This window comes from Mesorhizobium sp. WSM4807 (assembly GCF_055811615.1).
This window is the reverse complement of record NZ_JBVVQY010000026.1, coordinates 25,577-44,845: the sequence shown is the minus strand read 5'-3', so window position 1 is coordinate 44,845 and position 19,269 is coordinate 25,577. Positions and strand designations below refer to the sequence as shown.

Annotated in this window: 20 protein-coding genes; 14 read left to right on the top strand and 6 right to left on the bottom strand. The window is 60.6% G+C overall.

Annotated elements, in window-relative coordinates; all coding sequences use genetic code 11:
- The first annotated feature begins 4 nt into the window (after positions 1 to 4).
- The 3 genes from AC0L3N_RS26420 (at position 5) to AC0L3N_RS26410 (ending at position 4,360) form a co-directional block, all read left to right on the top strand.
- Positions 5 to 2,251: a xanthine dehydrogenase family protein molybdopterin-binding subunit gene (locus AC0L3N_RS26420; RefSeq protein WP_473550405.1), complete on the top strand. Its 2,247-nt coding sequence runs from the start codon at positions 5 to 7 to the stop codon at positions 2,249 to 2,251.
- Positions 2,252 to 2,516: 265 nt separating this feature from the next.
- Positions 2,517 to 3,410 (top strand): LysR family transcriptional regulator, encoded by an 894-nt coding sequence (locus AC0L3N_RS26415; RefSeq protein WP_473550404.1) that lies wholly within the window; start codon positions 2,517 to 2,519, stop codon positions 3,408 to 3,410.
- A 113-nt stretch (positions 3,411 to 3,523) separates the two neighbouring features.
- Positions 3,524 to 4,360 carry an SDR family NAD(P)-dependent oxidoreductase gene (locus tag AC0L3N_RS26410; RefSeq protein WP_473550402.1) on the top strand — a complete coding sequence of 279 codons (837 nt, stop codon included), beginning with the start codon at positions 3,524 to 3,526 and terminating at the stop codon, positions 4,358 to 4,360.
- Between the two features lie 272 nt (positions 4,361 to 4,632).
- Here the strand turns inward: AC0L3N_RS26410 and AC0L3N_RS26405 are convergent, their stop codons facing one another.
- Positions 4,633 to 4,869, bottom strand: coding sequence for a hypothetical protein (locus tag AC0L3N_RS26405; protein WP_473550401.1), 237 nt, complete (start codon positions 4,867 to 4,869; stop codon positions 4,633 to 4,635).
- 264 nt (positions 4,870 to 5,133) lie between these two features.
- On the opposite strand from AC0L3N_RS26405, the gene AC0L3N_RS26400 reads away from it, so the two are divergent.
- On the top strand, positions 5,134 to 5,424 hold the full coding sequence (locus AC0L3N_RS26400; RefSeq protein WP_473550398.1) for a hypothetical protein: 291 nt from the start codon (positions 5,134 to 5,136) through the stop codon (positions 5,422 to 5,424).
- Positions 5,425 to 5,965: 541 nt separating this feature from the next.
- On the opposite strand, the gene AC0L3N_RS26395 is transcribed toward AC0L3N_RS26400, so the two are convergent.
- A complete protein-coding gene (locus AC0L3N_RS26395) occupies positions 5,966 to 6,313 on the bottom strand; it encodes a low affinity iron permease family protein (protein WP_123150589.1) in 348 nt (115 codons plus the stop codon).
- A gap of 453 nt (positions 6,314 to 6,766) precedes the next feature.
- Here AC0L3N_RS26395 and AC0L3N_RS26390 point away from each other — a divergent pair, with 453 nt between their 5' ends.
- Positions 6,767 to 7,009 carry a hypothetical protein gene (locus tag AC0L3N_RS26390; RefSeq protein ID WP_123150590.1) on the top strand — a complete coding sequence of 81 codons (243 nt, stop codon included), beginning with the start codon at positions 6,767 to 6,769 and terminating at the stop codon, positions 7,007 to 7,009.
- A 484-nt stretch (positions 7,010 to 7,493) separates the two neighbouring features.
- On the opposite strand, the gene AC0L3N_RS26385 is transcribed toward AC0L3N_RS26390, so the two are convergent.
- The 4 genes from AC0L3N_RS26385 to AC0L3N_RS26370 are packed head-to-tail and all read right to left on the bottom strand — an operon-like array spanning position 7,494 to position 9,425.
- Complete coding sequence (locus tag AC0L3N_RS26385) at positions 7,494 to 7,667, bottom strand: hypothetical protein (RefSeq protein ID WP_473550397.1); 174 nt, start codon at positions 7,665 to 7,667, stop codon at positions 7,494 to 7,496.
- Between the two features lie 25 nt (positions 7,668 to 7,692).
- Entirely contained in the window at positions 7,693 to 8,820 is a 1,128-nt protein-coding gene (locus AC0L3N_RS26380; protein WP_473550396.1) for a WD40 repeat domain-containing protein, read from the bottom strand.
- Complete coding sequence (locus AC0L3N_RS26375) at positions 8,817 to 9,146, bottom strand: hypothetical protein (RefSeq protein ID WP_123150593.1); 330 nt, start codon at positions 9,144 to 9,146, stop codon at positions 8,817 to 8,819. The genes AC0L3N_RS26380 and AC0L3N_RS26375 overlap by 4 nt, the downstream gene beginning before the upstream one ends.
- Before the next feature lie 12 nt (positions 9,147 to 9,158).
- Positions 9,159 to 9,425 carry a hypothetical protein gene (locus tag AC0L3N_RS26370; RefSeq protein WP_473550394.1) on the bottom strand — a complete coding sequence of 89 codons (267 nt, stop codon included), beginning with the start codon at positions 9,423 to 9,425 and terminating at the stop codon, positions 9,159 to 9,161.
- Here AC0L3N_RS26370 and AC0L3N_RS26365 point away from each other — a divergent pair.
- From AC0L3N_RS26365 to AC0L3N_RS26325, 9 genes are all read left to right on the top strand, one after another.
- Positions 9,409 to 9,699, top strand: a complete 291-nt coding sequence (locus AC0L3N_RS26365; protein WP_473550393.1) for a hypothetical protein — start codon at positions 9,409 to 9,411, stop codon at positions 9,697 to 9,699. The two genes, AC0L3N_RS26370 and AC0L3N_RS26365, sit on opposite strands and share 17 nt — an antisense overlap.
- A 507-nt stretch (positions 9,700 to 10,206) precedes the next feature.
- On the top strand, positions 10,207 to 11,880 hold the full coding sequence (locus AC0L3N_RS26360) for an aromatic/alkene/methane monooxygenase hydroxylase/oxygenase subunit alpha (protein ID WP_206072795.1): 1,674 nt from the start codon (positions 10,207 to 10,209) through the stop codon (positions 11,878 to 11,880).
- 50 nt (positions 11,881 to 11,930) lie between these two features.
- A complete protein-coding gene (locus AC0L3N_RS26355; protein WP_473550391.1) occupies positions 11,931 to 12,992 on the top strand; it encodes a 2Fe-2S iron-sulfur cluster-binding protein in 1,062 nt (353 codons plus the stop codon).
- Between the two features lie 50 nt (positions 12,993 to 13,042).
- Positions 13,043 to 14,101, top strand: a complete 1,059-nt coding sequence (locus AC0L3N_RS26350; RefSeq protein ID WP_473550390.1) for an aromatic/alkene monooxygenase hydroxylase subunit beta — start codon at positions 13,043 to 13,045, stop codon at positions 14,099 to 14,101.
- A gap of 16 nt (positions 14,102 to 14,117) precedes the next feature.
- Positions 14,118 to 14,489 carry an MmoB/DmpM family protein gene (locus tag AC0L3N_RS26345; protein ID WP_006206781.1) on the top strand — a complete coding sequence of 124 codons (372 nt, stop codon included), beginning with the start codon at positions 14,118 to 14,120 and terminating at the stop codon, positions 14,487 to 14,489.
- Positions 14,490 to 14,566: 77 nt separating this feature from the next.
- On the top strand, positions 14,567 to 15,589 hold the full coding sequence (locus tag AC0L3N_RS26340) for an amidohydrolase family protein (protein ID WP_123150763.1): 1,023 nt from the start codon (positions 14,567 to 14,569) through the stop codon (positions 15,587 to 15,589).
- 4 nt (positions 15,590 to 15,593) lie between these two features.
- Positions 15,594 to 16,391: an iron-sulfur cluster assembly protein gene (locus AC0L3N_RS26335; protein WP_473550388.1), complete on the top strand. Its 798-nt coding sequence runs from the start codon at positions 15,594 to 15,596 to the stop codon at positions 16,389 to 16,391.
- A gap of 77 nt (positions 16,392 to 16,468) precedes the next feature.
- Positions 16,469 to 18,100 carry a chaperonin GroEL gene (gene groEL, locus AC0L3N_RS26330; protein WP_473550387.1) on the top strand — a complete coding sequence of 544 codons (1,632 nt, stop codon included), beginning with the start codon at positions 16,469 to 16,471 and terminating at the stop codon, positions 18,098 to 18,100.
- Between the two features lie 49 nt (positions 18,101 to 18,149).
- A complete protein-coding gene (locus AC0L3N_RS26325; RefSeq protein WP_473550385.1) occupies positions 18,150 to 19,193 on the top strand; it encodes an NAD(P)-dependent alcohol dehydrogenase in 1,044 nt (347 codons plus the stop codon).
- The last annotated feature ends 76 nt before the right edge of the window (positions 19,194 to 19,269 follow it).

The following is a 19,269-nucleotide window of genomic DNA, read 5'->3' as shown; positions in this document are numbered from 1 at the left end:
GCATATGTTCCCCAATATAGATCACAAAGAGCTGCCGCGTGCGCTGCAGCACATGTTGGAACGGCGTCAATCCACCGTTGCTCAACCGTTGCCGCGCCGCAGCTTTCTAAAGTTGACTGGAGCCCTCGGCCTGACAATCGGCGTTTTTCCACACCTCGCCGCTGCGCAGTCCACCGATGCGGCTGACACGGCCGGCAGCCTCAAGCCAACGGAACAGCCGGCCGCCTTTGTGCGGATCGCGCCCAATGGCGAGGTCACCGTGACGGTCAATCGGCTGGAGTTTGGCCAGGGCGTGCACACCGCTTTGCCGATGATCCTGGCCGAAGAGCTCGATGCCGACTGGTCCCTGGTGCGCAGCCGGCTTGGCACCAACGACGCCGCCTATGCTGATCCTCTCTTTGGCATTCACCTCACGGGCGGGTCCAACACGATCAAGAACAGCTTTACGCAGTATCGCGAGCTCGGCGCCCGCGCGCGGGCCATGTTGCTCGGCGCCGCCGCAGCGCGCTGGAACGTGGACGTGTCCACATTGCGTACTGAGGCCGGCGTGGTTCTGGGTCCCGAGGGCCGTAGGCTGGGTTATGGCGACCTGGCCGATGCGGCCATGGAACAGCCCGTGCCCTCGCAAGTGCAACTGAAGGATCCGAAGGACTTCCGCATCATCGGCCGCCCCACCGGACGGCTCGACGCGCGCGCCAAGAGCAGCGGCCAACAGGATTTCGGGATCGATTTCCGGCTGCCCGGACAACTGACCGCCGTTGTCGCCCGTCCCCCGGTCTTCGGCGCTCGCATCGGCTCTTTGGACGACAGCGCCGCGCGCGCAGTCAAGGGCGTGAAGGCCGTCCTGCGCGTGCCGCTGGATCGTGGCGCTGAGGGCGTGGCCGTTGTGGCCGACGGATATTGGCAGGCCAGCCAGGGTCGCGATGCCCTTAACATCGAGTGGGACACATCGGCTGTAGAAAAGGTCGACAGCGAACAGCAACTCGCACAATACCGCGAGATGGCCGCTCGCCCTGGCCCGCGCCAGTTCGATGCCGACATGGCGCCGTTGGAAACGGCGCCGATGAATCTAGAAGCTGAGTTCGTGTTCCCGTACCTCGCCCACGCGGCGATGGAACCGCTGAACTGCACGGTTCGGCTTTCCGACGATCGTGCCGAGATCTGGATGGGCAGCCAAAGTGCCGGGCTCGATGCCGGCGCTGCCGCAACCGCGCTCGGCCTCAAGCCGGAACAGGTCGTGGTTAACGTGCAGATGTCGGGCGGCGGCTTCGGCCGGCGCTTTTCCAGCACCTACGACACGGTGATCGAGGCCTGCGAAATAACCAAGGCCGCCAAGGCGGCGGGACTGAACGCACCGATCCGCACGCTTTGGAGCCGCGAGGACGATATGAGGGGCGGCTACTACCGTCCCATGCACCTGCACCGCGCCCGCATCGGCTTTGACAAAGAAGGCAATGTGCTGGCCTGGGATCACAGCATCGTCGGTCAGTCCATACTTACGGGAACCGTGTTCGAGCAGTTCATGGTGAAGAACGGCATCGACGCCGCCACGACCGAGGGCATGCGGAACCCCTATCCGCTTCCAATGCGCCTGACAGTGCATCATCCCGAGGTCAACGTGCCGGTTCTGTGGTGGCGTAGCGTTGGCTCCAGCCATACGGCTTTCGTGATGGAAACCTTGCTCGACAATATAGCGCGTGCAACCGACCAGGACCCGGTCGCCTACCGCATGCGGCTCTTCGGCGATCAGCACACTCGCCACCGTGACGCATTGCAACTGGCCGTGGACAAGAGCGGCTACGGCAAGACCCGGCTTCCCGAGGGTCGAGCCTGGGGTGTGGCCGTGCACGAGTCCTTCAGTTCAGTGGTGGCCTACGTGGTCGAAGCCTCTGTTGCCGACGGACAGCCGACGCTGCATCGGGTCACGGCCGGGGTTCACTGCAATTTGGCCGTCAACCCTCGGACCGTGGAAGCACAGGTACAGGGCGCGGCGATCATGGGCTTGTCGATGTGTCTGGCAGGCTCTGCAATAACGCTCAAGGACGGCGTCGTCGAGCAGAGCAACTTCAGCGACTATACGGTGGCGCGCATGACGGATGTGCCGGAATTCGACATCCACATCGTGCCTAGCGCCGAACCCCCCACGGGCATGGGTGAGCCCGGCTTGCCGCCGTTGGCGCCGGCATTTGCCAACGCCATCGCACGGCTCACCGGCAAACCGCTGCGTCAATTGCCCTTCAATCTGACGTAGTCCTTTTTTGCGCCAAATCGCTTCTGCTCGCTGCTCCCTAGTTCAGCAGCGAGCGAAGCAGATACCGCCTTGTCGGCGCTCGGCTGCCATCGGGGCGTTCGGAATCTGCGCAGTACCAGGCAGTCCCGGACTACGCCATCGCATCCTGAGCGGTCGCGGCAATGCTGACTCGTGCCGGCAGGGGCCGCGCGGAGAATAAATATGTCGAGACAAGCATGCTGATTATCCGCCATAATCCTCATGGACCTAGAAATGAGGTTTATAGGTGAGAAGAGGCGACTTCAGCGAATGGGCTGTTTTTATCGCGGTTGCTGAGGAAGGGAGCTTCACACGCGCGGCAGCAAAGCTCGGCCTCTCCCAATCCGCACTCAGCTATGCGGTCCGCATGCTCGAGCAACGGATCGGTGTGCGATTGATCTCGCGAACGACGCGCAGCCTGTCGCTGACCGAGGCAGGCGAAAGGCTACTTAGCAGCCTGCGGCCGGCGTTTGACCATATCGACAGTGAAATTGCTGCGCTCACGGCGCTTCGCGACAAGCCTGCAGGCACGATCCGCATCACCACGTTCCGGCATGCCGCCCGAAATGTTCTGTGGCCCGTGTTGTCGAAACTCCTGCCGAATTATCCCGACATCACGGTTGAGGTCCATGTGGATGAAGGTCTCACCGACATTGTGGCAGAGCGCTTCGATGCCGGTATCCGCATGGGTGAACAGGTGCAAAAGGACATGGTGGCGGTCCGGATCAGCCCAGACGTCAGGATGGCAGTTGTGGGATCCCCGTCGTACTTTGCCAATCGTCCCGCCCCGCAGACACCCCGCGAATTGAGCGAACACCGATGCGCAAGCTATCGTCAGAATACCGGGGGCGGCCTCTACGCCTGGGAGTTCGAACAGGACGGTGTCGAACTTGAGGTCCGGGTCAATGGACCGCTTATTTTTAACGACAACGAGATGCTCTTGGATGCCGCAGTCGATGGCTTGTGTTTGGTGTACACGTTCGAAAGCCAGGTATCCCAGCATGTTGCGGACGGCCGCCTGGTCCGGGTGCTGGAAGACTGGTGCCCGCCATATTCCGGCTACCACCTCTATTATCCAAGCCGGCGGCAGCATACTGCCGCCTTCACGCTTCTGGTCGACGCTCTCCGATACAGGGCATAATGCGGACTGCCGATCATTTATCAATGTGATTTCTAACTTCATGCCGATTATGCCGTCTAATCGGCCGGCGCGACATCACCTAACTTCCCGTTCATCGAAGACAGGAGTTAGCCATGAGCAAAGTTTGGTTCATCACAGGGGCTGGCAGCGGTATCGGCGCCGCAACCGCCAGCGCGGCACTGAAGGCAGGCGATCGGGTGGTCGCGACCGGCCGCAATCTCGACAAGGTGAGTAACGCTCTGCGTGGTGTCGCTAGCGACAGACTTGCGGTCGTCCAGTTGGACGTGGCCGATGAAATACGGGCCAAGGCGGCCGTCGATAAGGCGATGGCGGCGTTCGGCCGCATCGACGTTCTGGTCAACAATGCCGGTTACAGCCTGCTCGGCAATTTCGAAGAGTTGACCACCGCTGAAATCGACGGGTTGATTTCGACCAATCTGTACGGCGTGGTTCATGTCATGCGCGCGGTCCTTCCCGTCATGCGCAAACAGCGCTCAGGACACGTTATCAACGTCAGTTCGCTCGCCGGAATCATGGGCTTCAAGCATTGCGGGGCCTACAGCGCCGCCAAGTTCGCCGTCGAAGGCCTTTCGCAGTCGGTGGCTCAGGAAGTCGCCCAGTTCGGCATCAAGATCACCGCCGTCGCACCGGGCTTTTTCCGCACCGACCTCCTCGATGACCAAAACGCCAGGTACGGCAGCGGCACCATCGACGACTATGCTGCAGAAGGCAGCGCCAAAGCCATGTGGTCCGGCTACAACGGCAAGCAGCACGGCGACCCTGCCAAACTTGGCGACGCCCTTGTGAAAATCGCCGGCATGGACAATCCGCCAAAGCAGTTCCTGGCCGGTAGCGATGCCGTTACTGCGACAAGGTCGGCGCTTGAGGCACGGCTTGAGGAAATTCGCGCATTCGAGGACCTGTCCAATTCGACAGATGGGTCTTTCTAGATCAAAGCACGGAGAGCGGGGCCACGCCGGGTCGAGCGAATGGACTGCGCGCGAATCCTTATCAAAGCAGCCAGCATCGACAATATCGAGGAGACGAAACCGCCCCGGCCTCTGCGCGCTGCCGAGCGTGTAGCGGGCAGCGCGGGACACTCGCAATCTGGCCTCGTCGGGCATTGATGCTGACCTCGCGAGAAGGAGTATCTCAGGGGCGAGGACGAACTTCGGCACGCCTCGCTGCAGGATTTCTGGGACGAGGGCTAAAGCGGGATATCTCAGATCCCATACCTCATGGCGATGAAGACCACCGGTGCAAAGATCAGGAAGATCGCCATTACTATAATAACGGCAAGGGCCAGGTTCTCTGTTCGCCTGACAAGGGCAGCGACCTCATCGTCGCTCGACGAAACGAGATCAACCAGCGAGAAATCTGTTGGGTTAGGAGTTTGATTGTCATTTGCGGGTCGGCTTGCGACCTCATCGACAGTCTGTCTGCTCTGGATAAGAGTCACAGTTCTTTCCGCCGTTAGGGTGTCATATCGGGTGCCCGCCGATGAGTGATACAGCAGGCCCCCGATGAACCACCGATGAAGGGACTTTACTTGGCAGCCCAACACCAAATGCATTGGTAAGGTCTTGGTTGCCAACCCTCAGCCCTATGTCCATGACGCAGGGACTTCAGTCTTACCGCTTGTCGACCATAGCCCAGCGGCGGAACCGAGTGCTGCCCGTCCCGTTTGCCGACCAGTGATAATTCAGAGATCGGAGAGGTAGCCATGGCTGACGGTCCAACGGTTGTTAACTCAGGCGGAAATGGCGGCGGCACTGCTATCGCCATCGTTCTCGCAATTATCGCAATCGTGATCCTGCTGTTGTTCACCGGCGTTATCAACATCCAAGGCGGGGGCGACGGAAAGGACCTCGATGTAAAGGTTGAAGCCCCCAAGGTTGAAGCACCCACGGTCGAAGCGCCCAAGGTCGAAGCGCCAGCCGCGCCCGCTCCGGCAGAGCCGGCCGCACCTGCCCCAGCCGCGCCCGCTCCGGCAGCACCTGCTGACGGCGGCTGAAGGACGCCTTCAGGGGAAAGGTCCGCAACCTACAGCCCCGCTTTTATTTGAGCGATTGTCAGTCGTTTGCGGGGGTGGCCGGCGCCATTTGGGGAGCGTTGGGGTAGATTGCCTGTAGGGCGCAGGCCGGCGGCGTTGGGGTCCGCCGCCGTTGGATACTGCCGAACCTGGCGATTCAAGTAATTCGGTGATCGCGGAAGTCCCTGTGCACTGCCGTCGGTCTCGCTTTCCTCATTGGTCGCCCGGACCGGCAGATAGGCATTGGTGTCCAACCGCAGCACGATCTGAATGAGGTCCGATCGGCCGATCTTTATTTCACCAGCAATGGAGTTGAGTGCACCCTCGGTTGCCTCCAGCTATCGAGATCTCGGTATGGTTCGTCGCCAGCAACAAACGGCACGAGTTGAGGATGTGCCGGCGAATCGCCGCGTTCAAAGCCGCGTTTGCCAAGGGCCAATATTTCAACGAGCACATCCGCAATCACTTCCGGTATTATTTGGTTGCGACCGATAACGATGCTGCGTGACCTGCCGATCGGTATTCATCGTGTTCGCTTTGGTGAATCGCCTTGCTGTTTCCACTCGCGTTGGACCTCGATTTCCTCTGGTTCTTTCTTGTCTACCGTCGCGGTCTCGCTGTCGGCCTCACTGGCCGCGCGAAGCAGTTCGTCCAGTTTGGCGTGCAGCGCCTGCGTATCGCGATGCTCGGCGCGCTGGATGAACAACGTCATCGCCCACGTCGCCAGTGTCGCAATGGCGTGCCAATCGAGGCTATCCCGATCGAAGATTAGCCAGAGGCCGGCATAGGCAAAAAAGATCAGAAATGCCTGCGGGCGCGACGTCAGCGTGCCAATGTGGGTGATAGTGCTTCGGACCTGGTGGTTTGCCATGTGCAAGGCCTCCTATGTATCTCCATAGGATAGCGGCTGGCGGTCCGGGGAGTAGTGATCAAGATCGCGCATGTCGAGGGTCCTGGTCGCATATGGGGCACCCTAAAAAGTGCTCTGCATCGGGCTTGATCTGCCGATCGTGACCTCTGCCCGGGCATCCAGTGGCTTCGCCCGGAATTGCGACGCTGACGCGTCCTCGGTGACTTGCTTTCGCGCCGTGGCCGTTATCACCACCCCGTCACCAATGCCAATTCCCCGCGCCATGCAGAAGATTTTGGAGCGGCAAGCGGCATCGTCAAGCGTTGGCTAATATAGATGAGCCCGCTTCATCCAATCGATGGATGAAGCCCATATGGGCCGGTGCTACTTTGATGCATAGCGCGACCATGGCAAGGCCAGGGACGGCAGCCCGGTTTTGCTGCCCAAGAAGCCCGCTGGCTCTAGGGGCTGAATATGAGCAAGACGACTCTCATTGCTATCGCTATCCTCGCGATCAGCGTCGGCTATGCCGAAGCCGCGGACCGTAAGGTCGAAACCGCGCCCCTCGGGACGTACGCCAATTCGAAGAACCTGCCGGTTTGCAGCGCGTCAAGCTCACTCTTCGAAGTCCTCGGTGACAAGTGTTTTCTCGTCAAGGGTTCGATGATCTATGGCGACATCGCCGAGCTTTCCCAGATAATCACTTTGGGCTGGTAGCCGGAGCAACAACGGCGCTCGACGCTAATTCCGCAGCCTTACGCCGACACCACACTGCTATCGGCCGTGCCGTTGATCGAACTGCTCGAACTGGAGACCGACAGCGGCACGATTGAGCTGGCCATGAATAGGATCGTCGCCCGCCAGCGAATTCCCCCTCATGAAAAAGTCTGACGCGAGATTGATTTGGTTTAAAGCCGCTTCTTTGCGCGTGAATCGCAAGAGTTTTCCCAGGGGCGGTGGGGACAGGGCGATCTTGTCGTCGACATTTGTCGGCTGGCCACCCCAACCGACCTTCGTCGGTGTATCCACGATCCGCTGTATGCCGCGCTACTGATCTTTCATGCGCAGCAAAGCGGGTGACGCCTTAGCAATCGACATCCGGACCCAAGCGGCGGAAGCGCCTGGCGATTCAAGAGCATGTCGCAGTGTAAGTTCCTTCCGAACGCCTTGCCGTTATGAAGCAACTGCCTGCGATCCGAACCTAGTTCATTTTCAACTGGCCGACGCGGTTTTCGGCGATCCAGCGGGCGGCGAGCACCAATGCGCCCATACTGAAATCCTTGCCGTGCTTGGCCACCATTTCTTCCGACAGGTTGGCGAGCCGTTCGAAAAATTCGTCCTTGCTATGGTCCTCGGGTGTGGGTTCCGTTTGCATCTTTTCCTCCTTTTGCATGCAACCACTATTTGAACATCTGCGCGGGAAAAGTGACGATCGCGGCGGTGCCGTCTACCGAACCGACCGCCAGGTGCCGTCCGTCACCCGACCAGGCAAGCGCCGCGATCTCACCGCCCAAGGGTCTGACCAGCAGTTCGTCCCGCGCGCCGATCTGGGCTATGGTGATCCGGCCATTGGTATAGCCGGCTGCAATCAGTTTCTTCTCCGGGTGCGCAGCCACTGTCTCGACCGGCACCAGCCCGGCGCGGCCAGTCTCCAACGCGCCGGAGGCATCGCCGTGAAGCGGCGGCGCGGTCATTGACCAGCCGGCGATCCGGAATGCGCCCGATGTGAACAGTGCATTCTCCGGCAGGCTCCAGCATACTGTCCGGACCGGCGATGGAAATCCTTCGACGATGTCAGCTCGGCCATCGGTCACGCTGACCAAAGCAAAGCCTCCGGTTTCGAGCCCGCAGGCCAACCAAGTGCCGTCGCCACTCCAGCGGATCGACACGGGGCGCGCTGAAAAACTGATATCGCTTATCAAGGTCGCGTCGCCTTCGACAATCCAAATCGATAATCCGTCCTCCAGACCATAAGCGAGGCGCCGTCCACCCGGCGAAAAGGCAAGCGCGTCCGTGGACGGTGCCGCACCATGTCGCAGTCTCACCGCGTCGCCGTGGCCGCGTGACAGGAAGACATCCTGCCCGTTGCTGACGGCTGTCATTGCCGGCTGGCGGCTGTGGTCGATAGCGACGATCGGTCCGTCGATCTTCACCAGCGTCTCCATCAGGCTGCCGTCCGCGGTCAGATGCACCGCCTCGCCGGCCGCTGTTCCGACGAGGAAGCTGGACCGAAGGTAGCTGGCGAGCGGGATATCGCCATCTCCCAATGCAGCAGTGGCAATCAATGGCGCTGGTAACTTTTCCCTTGGGCGGATCGTCGTCTGGCCGAGATCGCCGCTCACTCTGATCCGCGACTCCGGCGGCTCCTGGTCCGCGACCGTGGCTATTGCGACCGTTCCGTCCATGCACGTAAAGGCGACTATCGAGTCATCGGTGCTGAAGCGCAGATCGGCGATCGCCGACGGGCGACGCCAGCTCCGCGCCAGCAGGTCGAACAAGGTCAGGTTCTGTATCGCGTGCTGGTTCATGGCTGGCTCCCATCGTAATTCTCATCCGGTGCCGCGAGGCTGCGGTCGACGTCCTCGACGTCGGCTTCCGCGGCGACGATGCGCTCCTCGCACGCCGCACATGCGAGCATGATTGCCGCGGCTCTCTCCTCCGCTTCATGCAAGTCCTGCACCAGTTGCGCGTTCGCGCCGCTCCTGCCGATTTCGAGTTCCAGGCGCAACACATCCATCTCGATGCCGGCGCGCTTCTGATTTAGCCGCAGCGCCTCGGCAGTAAGCGCGGAGACGTTGGCGATCAGATCGAGCCGGCGAGCGAGCAGCGCGTCACGCCAGTCAGGTTGCCCCATCGGATCCTCCTGTCATTTTTCGCTTCCGGCCATCGGTCCGTGCGGTTTTTCAAAAGCTGATAGCAACCTGGGCAACGTGCCCGCCTGCGAATGGAACTGTTTTTCAGCCGTTTCGATGTGGCTCTTGAGCTGATCCCAGATGTCGACGCGGATCATCGATGTCGTATCGCCGGTGAGGTGCTCGATCTCGTCGACGCGGAACTGACGCGACAGCGAAACGCCGGAAAACACGAAGTCGCGCAACAAGATCGCATGGTTCTCGATGAACAGATGGATCATCGGATGGGTTTTCCGTGGTGACGCCGCCGGCGGCAAGCTCGGCCCGGATGAAATCCTGGAAGTGGCTCTGGAGGCGATGTTGGCTCTCGCCCATGAAGCGCATGACAAAGACCAGATCGCGGGGCATCAGCCTGACAAGATCGCCGGTGACGCCATCGGCCTGGCTGGACATCGGCTCGTGCGGCCCTCGGCTGTCTTTGTTGTTCGGCATGTTCTCTCTCCGGCGCGTCGCCCGCCCATGGGCCATCGCCGTCAAATAGTAGAGAAAGGGTAACAATTGAATAGATAATATTTGTTGTCGGATTTGCTGCACTTGCTAACTAACTATGTTGCAATTGCGAATAGATGCTAAATATTACAGGCGTACGTTACAACTGTAAAAGAACGTTACAGTTGGCTATCAGCTCATATGCCGAAAGAGCGGCGATTTTGTTTTGAGCGCCAGCCATGGGTGCTGTTTTCAAATTGGCACGGCGCTTGCCTTGTACACTCCATAAGAAGCCCATCGCGCTTTTTGACGCGGTGCCAAAAGAACGAAGGAACGGAGGAAGCAGGGACCAGTCGCGTCCGCTTCGATACGCCCCATCGCAAATGCGATTGGCGCCGAGGATCCCTGCCAGACGCCTCTAGAACCTTTGCCGCGATCCACTTGAACGGCCGAACCATGAGTCGCGCCTGAATGCGCAGCCCTTTGTCGTGCCGTTCGCACTCTCACTAGCGGTGCTGTGCGCCGCTTCATGCCGGGGTCAAGGGACCTGCGGCTCAAACCTGGTGGAGGCTTATGACCATGACGTCTCTGACGCTCAACAAGATTACCTCGCAACGCGGAATCTCCGTGGGCGAGGCAACCAAGAAGATTGCCGATCTCGGCTGGAATCCTTCCTACGTCCAGGAAGCGATGACGTTTCCGACAGACTATAAGATCAACAAGACGCCGCGAGACCCGATGAAGCAGGTCCTGCGGTCCTATTTCCCCATGCAGGAAGAGAAGGACAATCGCGTATATGGCGCGCTCGATGCGGCGTTGCGCGGTGACATGTTCCGCAACGTCGAGCCGCGCTGGGTCGAGTGGATGAAACTCTTCCTGGCCATCATTCCCTTCCCGGAAATCTCCGCCGCTCGGTCGATGGCGATGGTCGCCCGCATCGCGCCCGGCGAGGAGCTCAGGACCGGCTTCACCATGCAGATGATCGACGAGTTCCGTCACTCGACGATCCAGATGAATTTGAAGAAATGGTACATGGAGAACTACATCGATCCGGCCGGCTTCGACATCACCGAGGAAGCCTTCGGAAAATGCTATGCTACGACTATCGGCCGGCAGTTCGCGGAAGGCTTCATCACCGGCGACACCATGACCGCCGCCTGCATGTACCTGACCGTGGTCGCCGAGACCGCCTTCACCAACACGCTGTTCGTCGCCATGCCTTCGGAAGCCGCCCGCAACGGTGACTATGCGCTGCCGACCGTCTTCCTGTCGGTGCAGTCCGACGAGAGCCGGCATATCGGCAATGGCCATTCGCTGCTGATGGCGGCGCTCAAGGAGCCGGAAAATCACCTCTTGCTCGAGCGCGACCTTCGCTACGCCTTCTGGCAGAACCACGCGATCGTCGACGCGGCCATCGGCACCTTCATCGAATACGGCACCACCAACCGCGACAAGAACAAGGAGTCCTACGCGGAAATGTGGCACCGCTGGATCTACGAGGACTACTACCGCACCTACATGCTGCCGCTCGAGAAATACGGCATCAAGGTCCATCACGACGACGTCCAGGCGGCCTGGGAACGCATTACCAAAAAGAATTACGTCCACAAGGTCGGACAGTTCTTCGCGGTCGGCTGGCCGGTCAACTTCTGGCGCATCGAAGCCCAGACCGACAAAGACTTCGAGTGGTTCGAGCACAAGTATCCGGGCTGGTACGCCGAATTCGGCGACTTCTGGAAATGGTACGCCAAGCTCAGCCACAAGGGCGAGAAGGTGCTGCTGTTCAACAGCGACGTCGGTTACGTCTATCCGCACCGCTGCTGGTCCTGCCTCGTTCCCTGCCTGATCCGTGAGGATATGGTTGTCGGCGAGATCGACGGCCAGCTGCACACCTTCGCCCACGAACTCGACAAGTGGACTGCCACCGTGGCGTTCGCCGACGAGTATCAGGGCCGGCCGACGCCCGCGATGGGCCGCTTCAGCGGCAAGCGCGAGTGGGAGACGCTCTATGACGGCTGGGATCTGGCCGATGCGATCAAGGACCTGAACTTCGTCCGCTCTGACGGCAAGACGCTCGTCCCGCAGCCGCATATGCGCTTCGACGACACGGAGATGTGGACGCTGGACGACGTGCGAGGCAACAAGCTCGGATCGCCGCTCAACGCGCTGCGTGCCATGTCGCCCGCGGACCGTGAGAAGCACCTGGCGGAATACCGGGCCGGCTTCACGATCAATCCCTGCAACTGATCAGGCCAAGGGGCGGGTTCGTCCCGCCCCTTCTCTTACTGGAGGTCCGTATGTCGGAAACCCACATGGTCAGGCTTAGCCCGGTCGGCGTCGAATTCGATGTCGAAAATGGCGAAACGGTGCTCAACGCCGCGTTCCGCCAGGGCATCGCGCTGCCGCACGGCTGCAAGGAAGGGCAATGCTCAGCCTGCAAGAGCGTGTTGCTCGACGGCGAAGTCGACATGCTCAAATACTCGACCTTCGCGCTAAACGACATGGAGAAGGAGAGCGGCCACGTCCTTTTGTGCCGCTGCATCGCCTACTCCGATCTGGAAGTCGAGCTTCTCAACTACGACGAGGAGATTTTGGCGAAAGCGATCGCTGTGAAGACGTTCAAGGGCCGGATTGCTCGGATCGAGCACCTGACCCACGACATTCGCGGCATCGAGATCGAACTCGGCTCGCCGATAAAGTTCTGGGCGGGACAATATGTCGACATCACGGTTACCACGCAAAAAGGGGAGACGATTACGCGCTCGTTCTCCATGGCAAATACGCCGGACCAAACCGAAAAACTCTGCTTCATCATCAAAAAATACCCTGAGGGAAAGTTCTCCGGAGAACTCGATTCCGGAGGAATCAAGGTCGGAGCACAGGTCACTGTCGTCGGACCCTACGGAACCTGTTTCCGCCGGGACGAACGGCAAGGACCCCTGATCCTGGTCGGGGCCGGATCGGGCATGTCACCGATCTGGTCTATCCTCAACGACCATCTGAAGAGCGGCGAGAAACGTCCGGTCTACTTCTTCTACGGCGCCCGCACCCGCAACGACCTGTTCTATCTCGACAGGATCGCTGAACTCGTCGGCAATCATTCCGACGTCACCTTCATTCCCGTGCTGTCGCACGCGAATGACGACGCTGAATGGCAAGGTGAGCGCGGTTTCGTACACCAGAGTGTCGACGCCAAGCTCAAGCAACTGGGGGTCGACGGGCAGGGCGATGTTCATGCCTGTGGTCCGCCGCCAATGATCGATGCGCTTCAGCCGGTTCTGTTCATGAATGGGTTCGAGACGGAGCGGATCTTCTTCGACAAATTCACCACATCGGCAGGTGCAACGCCGGCCCACTAAGAGGGTGGCCACGCAACTGTAACCACAACTGCAACAAGGGAGTGAAGACTATGCCAGCTACCTCGAGTTCAGTCGGATCCGGAGCCGCCGGCGCGGCGCTCTTTGCCGACTCTGACAGCCGGAAGTACCGGTATTTCGACCCGAAGGGCCAGCGTGCGACCCACTACGAGGACATGACGGTCGACGTGCAGCCCGATCCCGAGCGTTACCTGATCCAGGACTGGATCATCTCCTTTGCCGACGGCAAGGGCGCCTATGTCAAGCAGAACACCGCCGCGCAGAGCTCCAACTGGCATGCCTTCCGCGCTCCGGACCAGGAATGGGAGCGTACGCACTACCAGCGTCAGTCGAAGATCGAGACGATGGTGCAGAGCGTCATCAACAATGCCCGCAAATCGGGCGCGCCCAAGACTTTCGACAAAGCCTGGGTCAAGATACTGCAGACGCAGCTCGGCGCGTGGAAACATGCCGAATTCGGGCTCGGCACCTCGCTGATGCAGGCACAGCGCTACGGCTACACCCAGATGATCAACAACGCGACGTTGACCAACTCGTCCTACAAGCTCCGGCTTGCGCAGGACATTACGCTCTACCTTGCCGAGATCGGTATGGACCTTTCCGGCTGGGACGACGAACTCGGCAAGAAGACCTGGCTCGAAGACAAGAACTGGCAAGGCACCCGCGAAGCGGTCGAGACCATCATGGGCGCGACCGACTATCTCGAACAATATTTCGCCATCAACATCATCTTCGAACCGCTGGTCGGGGAAGCATTCCGCTCAGGGTTCCTGATGCAGATCGCCGCCGCCAACCATGACTTCATCACGCCTGCAGTGATCTCGGCGGCCGAGGCCGACTACGAGCGCAACCTCGCCAACACGATCGACCTCATGCACTTGCTCGCCAACGATGAGAAACACGGCGCGACGAACAAGAAGCTCTTCCATGGCTGGGTCAAGAAACACGGCGCGCTCGCCGACAAGGCAGCCATCGGCCTGCAGCCGATCTGGTCGATGCCGCATTCCAAGCCAGTCGCGTTCGCGGATGTCCGCGCCAAATCCGAGGAACGGATTGGCCAGATCCTCGGCGAACTCGGCCTCAAGCGCTGACACAGGGAGAAATGCCATGTCACTAGCAGCACGCGACGCAACGCATTCCAACATCTTCAAGGAGATGAAGGACATCACCTTCGAACAGACGATTTCGCATCAATGCGGCGTCACCATGAATGACTCGGTCGAGGCCAGGGCCATCGCCGAATTCATGGGCCAGAAGCCGGGGGTGACCATCACTTACCAGCCGGCACTGATCCGCATCGACGGTGACGGCAAGCTGATCTTCAAGATGGACGCGATCGGTGAATATCTCGGCCGTGAGATTTCAGCGGAGACCTTCGAGGTCAACACCTCCACCCACTACGGCCGCATGGTTCGCGTCGACGACAACACCGTGATCCTGTTCGGCAACATGGATGAGATGTTCGAATACATCGAATAGCCGCCAAAAAAAAACCGGGCGCGCCGCCCTGGTTGCGGCGTGCCGAACCGATCAACGCCCATCTTGCGGAGGAAAGAATGTTTAGGACACCGGAAGGCAAGGATATCTTCGTGGTCGACGGCCACACCCATTTCTGGGACGGCAGCCCGGACAACCAGAAAAATGTCCACGGCAAGCAGTTCATCGATTGCTTCTACGCCTATCACACCGGGCTGAGCCCCAAGGACCAGCTTTGGGAGAAGAGCAAGTTCGAGAAATACAGCGCCGACGATCTCTATCGCGACCTGTTCATCGACGGTCCCGATGATGTGGCGATCGTCCAGTCGACCTATCTCAAGGACTTCTACAAGGACGGCTTCAACACGATCGAGCGCAACGCCGAGGTGGCCAAGCGCTATCCGGAGCGTTTCATCGTCAACGGTGCCTTTGACCCCCGCGACGGTGAGAAGGCTCTCGAATACATCCACTTCCTCAAGGAGACCTACAACGTCAAGGGCGTGAAGATGTACACGGCCGAATGGAACGGCGCTTCCAAGGGCTGGAAGCTCACCGATCCCGATGCCTACAAGTGCTTCGAGCTCTGCGACAAGCTCGGTATCAGGAACATCCACGTCCACAAGGGTCCGACGATCATCCCGCTCAGCAAGGATGCGTTCGACGTGCATGACGTCGACTACGCGGCGACGGATTTCCAGGGCCTCAACTGGATCATCGAGCATTGCGGCCTGCCGCGTCTCGACGATTTCTGCTGGATCGCGACGCAGGAAACCAACGTCTATGGCGGACTGGCGGTAGCGCTGCCCTTCATCCATTCCCGCCCGCGCTATTTTGGCGAGGTCATCGCCGAACTGCTGTTCTGGATTGGGCCGGAGAAGATCCTGTTCGGTTCCGACTACGCGATCTGGACGCCGCGTTGGCTGGTCGAGAAATTCTGGGCCTACCAGATCCCCGAGGACATCGCCGCGGAACGCGGTGTGCAGCTGACCGACGAGATAAAGGAGAAGATCCTCGGCCTCAATGCCGCGCGCCTATACAGCATCGACATCGAAGCCAAGAAGAAGGCGCTCGCCGGTTCGCCCTTCAGCATTGCGGCGGAGTAGGGCCATGGCAACCGCCAGCGTTTCCGGCAACCGCGAGAACGAACTCTGGCGGCGCCTTGGTGAGGTCAACGACCCGGAGCTCGACGAACCGATTACCGAGATGGGCTTCGTCGAGCGGGCCGCGATGACGAGCGATGGCAGCGTGGAGATAGACTTCCGCCTGCCGACCTACTGGTGCTCGCCCAACTTCGCGTTCCTGATGCTGGACGGCGTCCGCAAGGCGCTGGACCAGCTCTCATGGTCGCCGGCCTATCGCGTCAAGCTGCACGACCACATGTTCGCGGAGGAGGTCAATCGCGGCATGGAAGCCGGCAAGACATTCAGCGATATATTCGCCGAGCTTGCCGAGGATCAGGATCTCGGCGCTTTGCGCGAAACCTTCAGGATGAAGGCATTCAAGCGGCGCCAGGAGGCAGTCCTGCGCGGCCTCAGGCAGCACGGTCTGACAGATCGGGAAATCCTCGCCATGGACCTGCCGGCATACGACGTCGCCCGTTTCGAACCGGGCGAGGCGGCCAACCAGAAGCCGAGGTACAGGGCGGCTTTGCTCGAGCGCTACCCCGACCGCCGGATGGATGATCCTGTCTTCGTGACCTGGGAAGGACAACGCATACCGCCCGCCGCGCTCGGGGCCCATCTCGCCGAACTGCGCGGTGTGCGCGTCAACATGGAGTTCAACGGCGCGCTGTGCCGTGGGCTCAAGCAGACCAGATACAAGGAACTGGATGTGGTCGAGGGCGAACCGACGCTGGTCGATTTCATCATGGATCGCGTGCCGGGACGAGCCGCGCCGACCGCCTGAAGCAGAGCTGAAAACAACGGCCTCCCCCGCACGAGGCCCCTAACCAACAACCCGCCCGTAAGGCGGAAGGAGGAATCATGCCCAAGATAATGCTTCACAATTCCGACGCCCGCCGCGCTCTCGCCCGTGGCGTCTTTCGGCTGGCCGCTGCCGTCGAGCCGACGCTCGGCCCCAAGGGCATGAACGCCATGATCGACCGGCCGATCGGCACGCCGATGGTGACCCGCGACGGCGTCAGCATCGCCTCAGAAATCGAGCTGCATGATCGTTTCGAAAACATGGGCGCGCAGGTGGTCCGCGAGGTGTCGATGCAGACCAACGAGGTCGCCGGCGACGGCACCACGACTGCCATCGTGCTCGCCAACGCTCTCATCCAAGGCGGTGTAGAGGCGAATGAACGCGGCGTGAAATCCGTCGATCTGTGCAAGGGCATCGACCTTGCCGTTGCGGCGGTGGTGGCCGCGCTCAAGGCCTCGGCCAAGCCGGCAAAGGGGAACGGCATCCTGGCTTCGGTCGCCAATATCGCTGCGACAAACACGAAGCTTGGCGCGCTGGTGGCGGAAGCCCATCAGCGCGTTGGAGCCGAAGGTGTCATCACCACGGACTTCAGCGTCACCACCGAGACCACGCTCGATGTGGTCGAGGGCATGTCCTTCGAACGCGGCTATCTTTCTCATCACATGGTGACTGACCAGGAGAAGATGGAGGCGGTTCTCGAACGACCCTACATCTTGATGACCGATCTCAAGATCAAGGAGCCTGAGGCGCTGAATGCGGTTCGCCGCATTGCCGACGAGGATGGTCGGCCGCTGCTTATTGTGTCCGAGGAAATGTCGCCGGAAGTTGTGGTGACGCTGCTCGGCAAGCAGGGACCTGGAAAATACCTCGTCGTCCATCCGCCGGAATATGGCCATTGGCGCAAGGCGATGATGGAGGATCTGGCGATCATCACCGGCGGCAAGGTGATCGCGCGCGACCTCGGCGGCCGGCTGGAGGACATCACCGCCGACGATCTCGGAACAGCCGACCGGGTCAAGACCAGTTCGTCCTACACCTCGATCATCCGCGGTGGTGGCGATCATGCGGCAATCGCGTCGCGTCGCGCCCAGGTGCAGCGGCAGTATGAAGCTTCGCCGCCGAACATCGACCAGGACAAGCTGCGCGAACGTCTGGCCAAGCTTTCTGGCGGCACCGCGATCCTTTATGCCGGCGGTGTCACACCCGTCGAGCAGAAGCGAACCATTCAGCTCATCGAGGATTCGCTGAATGCGGTACGCGCCGCATCCGAAGAGGGCGTGGTCGCCGGCGGTGGTTCGGCGCTTGCCCAGATCGCGCCGCTGCTCGACAAGGTGTCGGCTGGCGTCGACGGCGATGTCGCCGAAGGCGTGCGCCTGGTGCGGTCGGTGCTGTCGCGGCCACTCTGGCGCATCGCCGCCAATGCCGGCGCCGATCCCGAAGCAGTTGTGGCGGAAGTTACGCGCATCAATGGCGGCTACGGCTACAACGCGTCTGCCGGCAGCTATCAAAACATGTTCGAGGCAGGGATCATCGATCCGGTTCGTGTCACCTACACAGCGCTCGCCAACGCAGCTTCGGTGGCGACGCTGATCCTGACCACCGAAACGCTGATTGGCCATCTCGCCGAGGACGAGGATCCGACGGCCGGACCGGCTCGCGGCGGCGGCTCCGAAAAGCTCGGCCGCGCCTAAGCAATCCGAAAGCGATCGGAACAAATCTCGACGTTGAAAGGATACGACGATGAAAGCTGCCAGACTGTACGAATACGATCCGCAAATGAATGTCCAGCTCAGGATCGAAGAGGTCAAGGCGCCGACAATCACCGCCCCCGACGAAGTGATCGTGCGGGTCGGTGCTGCCGGCCTTTGCCGCACCGACCTGCATATCATCGAGGGTGTGTGGAAGCCGACCATGGATCCCGAAGGCACGCTCTTGCCCTACATCATGGGTCACGAGAATGCTGGCTGGGTCGAGGAAGTTGGCAGCGGCGTCAAGTCGGTCAAGCGCGGCGACGCCGTGATCTGCCATCCCTTCCGCTCGTGCGGGATCTGCCTCAACTGCCGGCATGGCGAGGACATGTACTGCGACAACGGCCAGTTTCCCGGCCTTGGCATGAATGGCGGCTTCGCCGAATATTTCATCACCAGCGAGCGCTCGCTGATCAAGCTGAACGCCAATATCACGCCGATCGAAGTGGCGCCCTTGGCTGACGCCGGCATCACCGCCTACCGCGCCGCCAAGCGGGCGGCCAAGCTGCTAAGGCCAGGGAGTTACTGCGTCCTGCTCGGCATAGGCGGGCTCGGCCACATCGCGCTGCAGTCGCTGCATGCGATTTCGGGTTGCCGCATCATCGCCGTCGATCGCGAACCGGCGGCACAGGTGCTGGCCAAGGATCTTGGCGCCGACTACGTCCTTGATGGCGGGCCGAACATCGTCGAGGAGGTCAGCCAGATCACCGGCGGCGGCGCTCATGTGGTGATCGATTTCGTCAGCGAACTCGGCGTCGAGAACATCTGCTGGAAGATGGTGCGCAAGGGCGGCCAGCTATTCGTCGTCGGCTATGGCGGCAATATCAATGTGCCGACTGCCCATCTCGTCATCGAGGAGATCAACATCGGCGGCAGCCTGGTCGGCAATTTTACCGAGCTTGTCGAACTGATGGAGCTCAACGCCGACGGCAAGGTGAAGATGCACTACACCGAATACAACCTCGCCAGCATCAACACCGCACTCGACGATTTCAAGAACCGGCGGTTCACCGGCCGCGGCGTCATCGTGCCCTGAAGCGTCTGGTCGGGCCTGCACGGAGCGGGCCCGACGTTTTGGTTCGCTTGCCGGCCCGGCAAGCCTTTCTTTCTTG

Excerpts from the sequence above, each read along its gene's own strand:
- AC0L3N_RS26420 (WP_473550405.1), top strand. The coding sequence starts at position 5 with ATGTTCCCCAATATAGATCACAAAGAGCTGCCGCGTGCGCTGCAGCAC.
- AC0L3N_RS26410 (WP_473550402.1), top strand. The coding sequence starts at position 3,524 with ATGAGCAAAGTTTGGTTCATCACAGGGGCTGGCAGCGGTATCGGCGCC.
- AC0L3N_RS26400 (WP_473550398.1), top strand. The coding sequence starts at position 5,134 with ATGGCTGACGGTCCAACGGTTGTTAACTCAGGCGGAAATGGCGGCGGC.
- AC0L3N_RS26395 (WP_123150589.1), bottom strand. The coding sequence starts at position 6,313 with ATGGCAAACCACCAGGTCCGAAGCACTATCACCCACATTGGCACGCTG.
- AC0L3N_RS26390 (WP_123150590.1), top strand. The coding sequence starts at position 6,767 with ATGAGCAAGACGACTCTCATTGCTATCGCTATCCTCGCGATCAGCGTC.
- AC0L3N_RS26385 (WP_473550397.1), bottom strand. The coding sequence starts at position 7,667 with ATGCAAACGGAACCCACACCCGAGGACCATAGCAAGGACGAATTTTTC.
- AC0L3N_RS26380 (WP_473550396.1), bottom strand. The coding sequence starts at position 8,820 with ATGAACCAGCACGCGATACAGAACCTGACCTTGTTCGACCTGCTGGCG.
- AC0L3N_RS26375 (WP_123150593.1), bottom strand. The coding sequence starts at position 9,146 with ATGGGGCAACCTGACTGGCGTGACGCGCTGCTCGCTCGCCGGCTCGAT.
- AC0L3N_RS26365 (WP_473550393.1), top strand. The coding sequence starts at position 9,409 with ATGAACAGATGGATCATCGGATGGGTTTTCCGTGGTGACGCCGCCGGC.
- AC0L3N_RS26370 (WP_473550394.1), bottom strand. The coding sequence starts at position 9,425 with ATGATCCATCTGTTCATCGAGAACCATGCGATCTTGTTGCGCGACTTC.
- AC0L3N_RS26360 (WP_206072795.1), top strand. The coding sequence starts at position 10,207 with ATGACCATGACGTCTCTGACGCTCAACAAGATTACCTCGCAACGCGGA.
- AC0L3N_RS26355 (WP_473550391.1), top strand. The coding sequence starts at position 11,931 with ATGTCGGAAACCCACATGGTCAGGCTTAGCCCGGTCGGCGTCGAATTC.
- AC0L3N_RS26350 (WP_473550390.1), top strand. The coding sequence starts at position 13,043 with ATGCCAGCTACCTCGAGTTCAGTCGGATCCGGAGCCGCCGGCGCGGCG.
- AC0L3N_RS26345 (WP_006206781.1), top strand. The coding sequence starts at position 14,118 with ATGTCACTAGCAGCACGCGACGCAACGCATTCCAACATCTTCAAGGAG.
- AC0L3N_RS26340 (WP_123150763.1), top strand. The coding sequence starts at position 14,567 with ATGTTTAGGACACCGGAAGGCAAGGATATCTTCGTGGTCGACGGCCAC.
- AC0L3N_RS26335 (WP_473550388.1), top strand. The coding sequence starts at position 15,594 with ATGGCAACCGCCAGCGTTTCCGGCAACCGCGAGAACGAACTCTGGCGG.
- groEL (WP_473550387.1), top strand. The coding sequence starts at position 16,469 with ATGCCCAAGATAATGCTTCACAATTCCGACGCCCGCCGCGCTCTCGCC.
- AC0L3N_RS26325 (WP_473550385.1), top strand. The coding sequence starts at position 18,150 with ATGAAAGCTGCCAGACTGTACGAATACGATCCGCAAATGAATGTCCAG.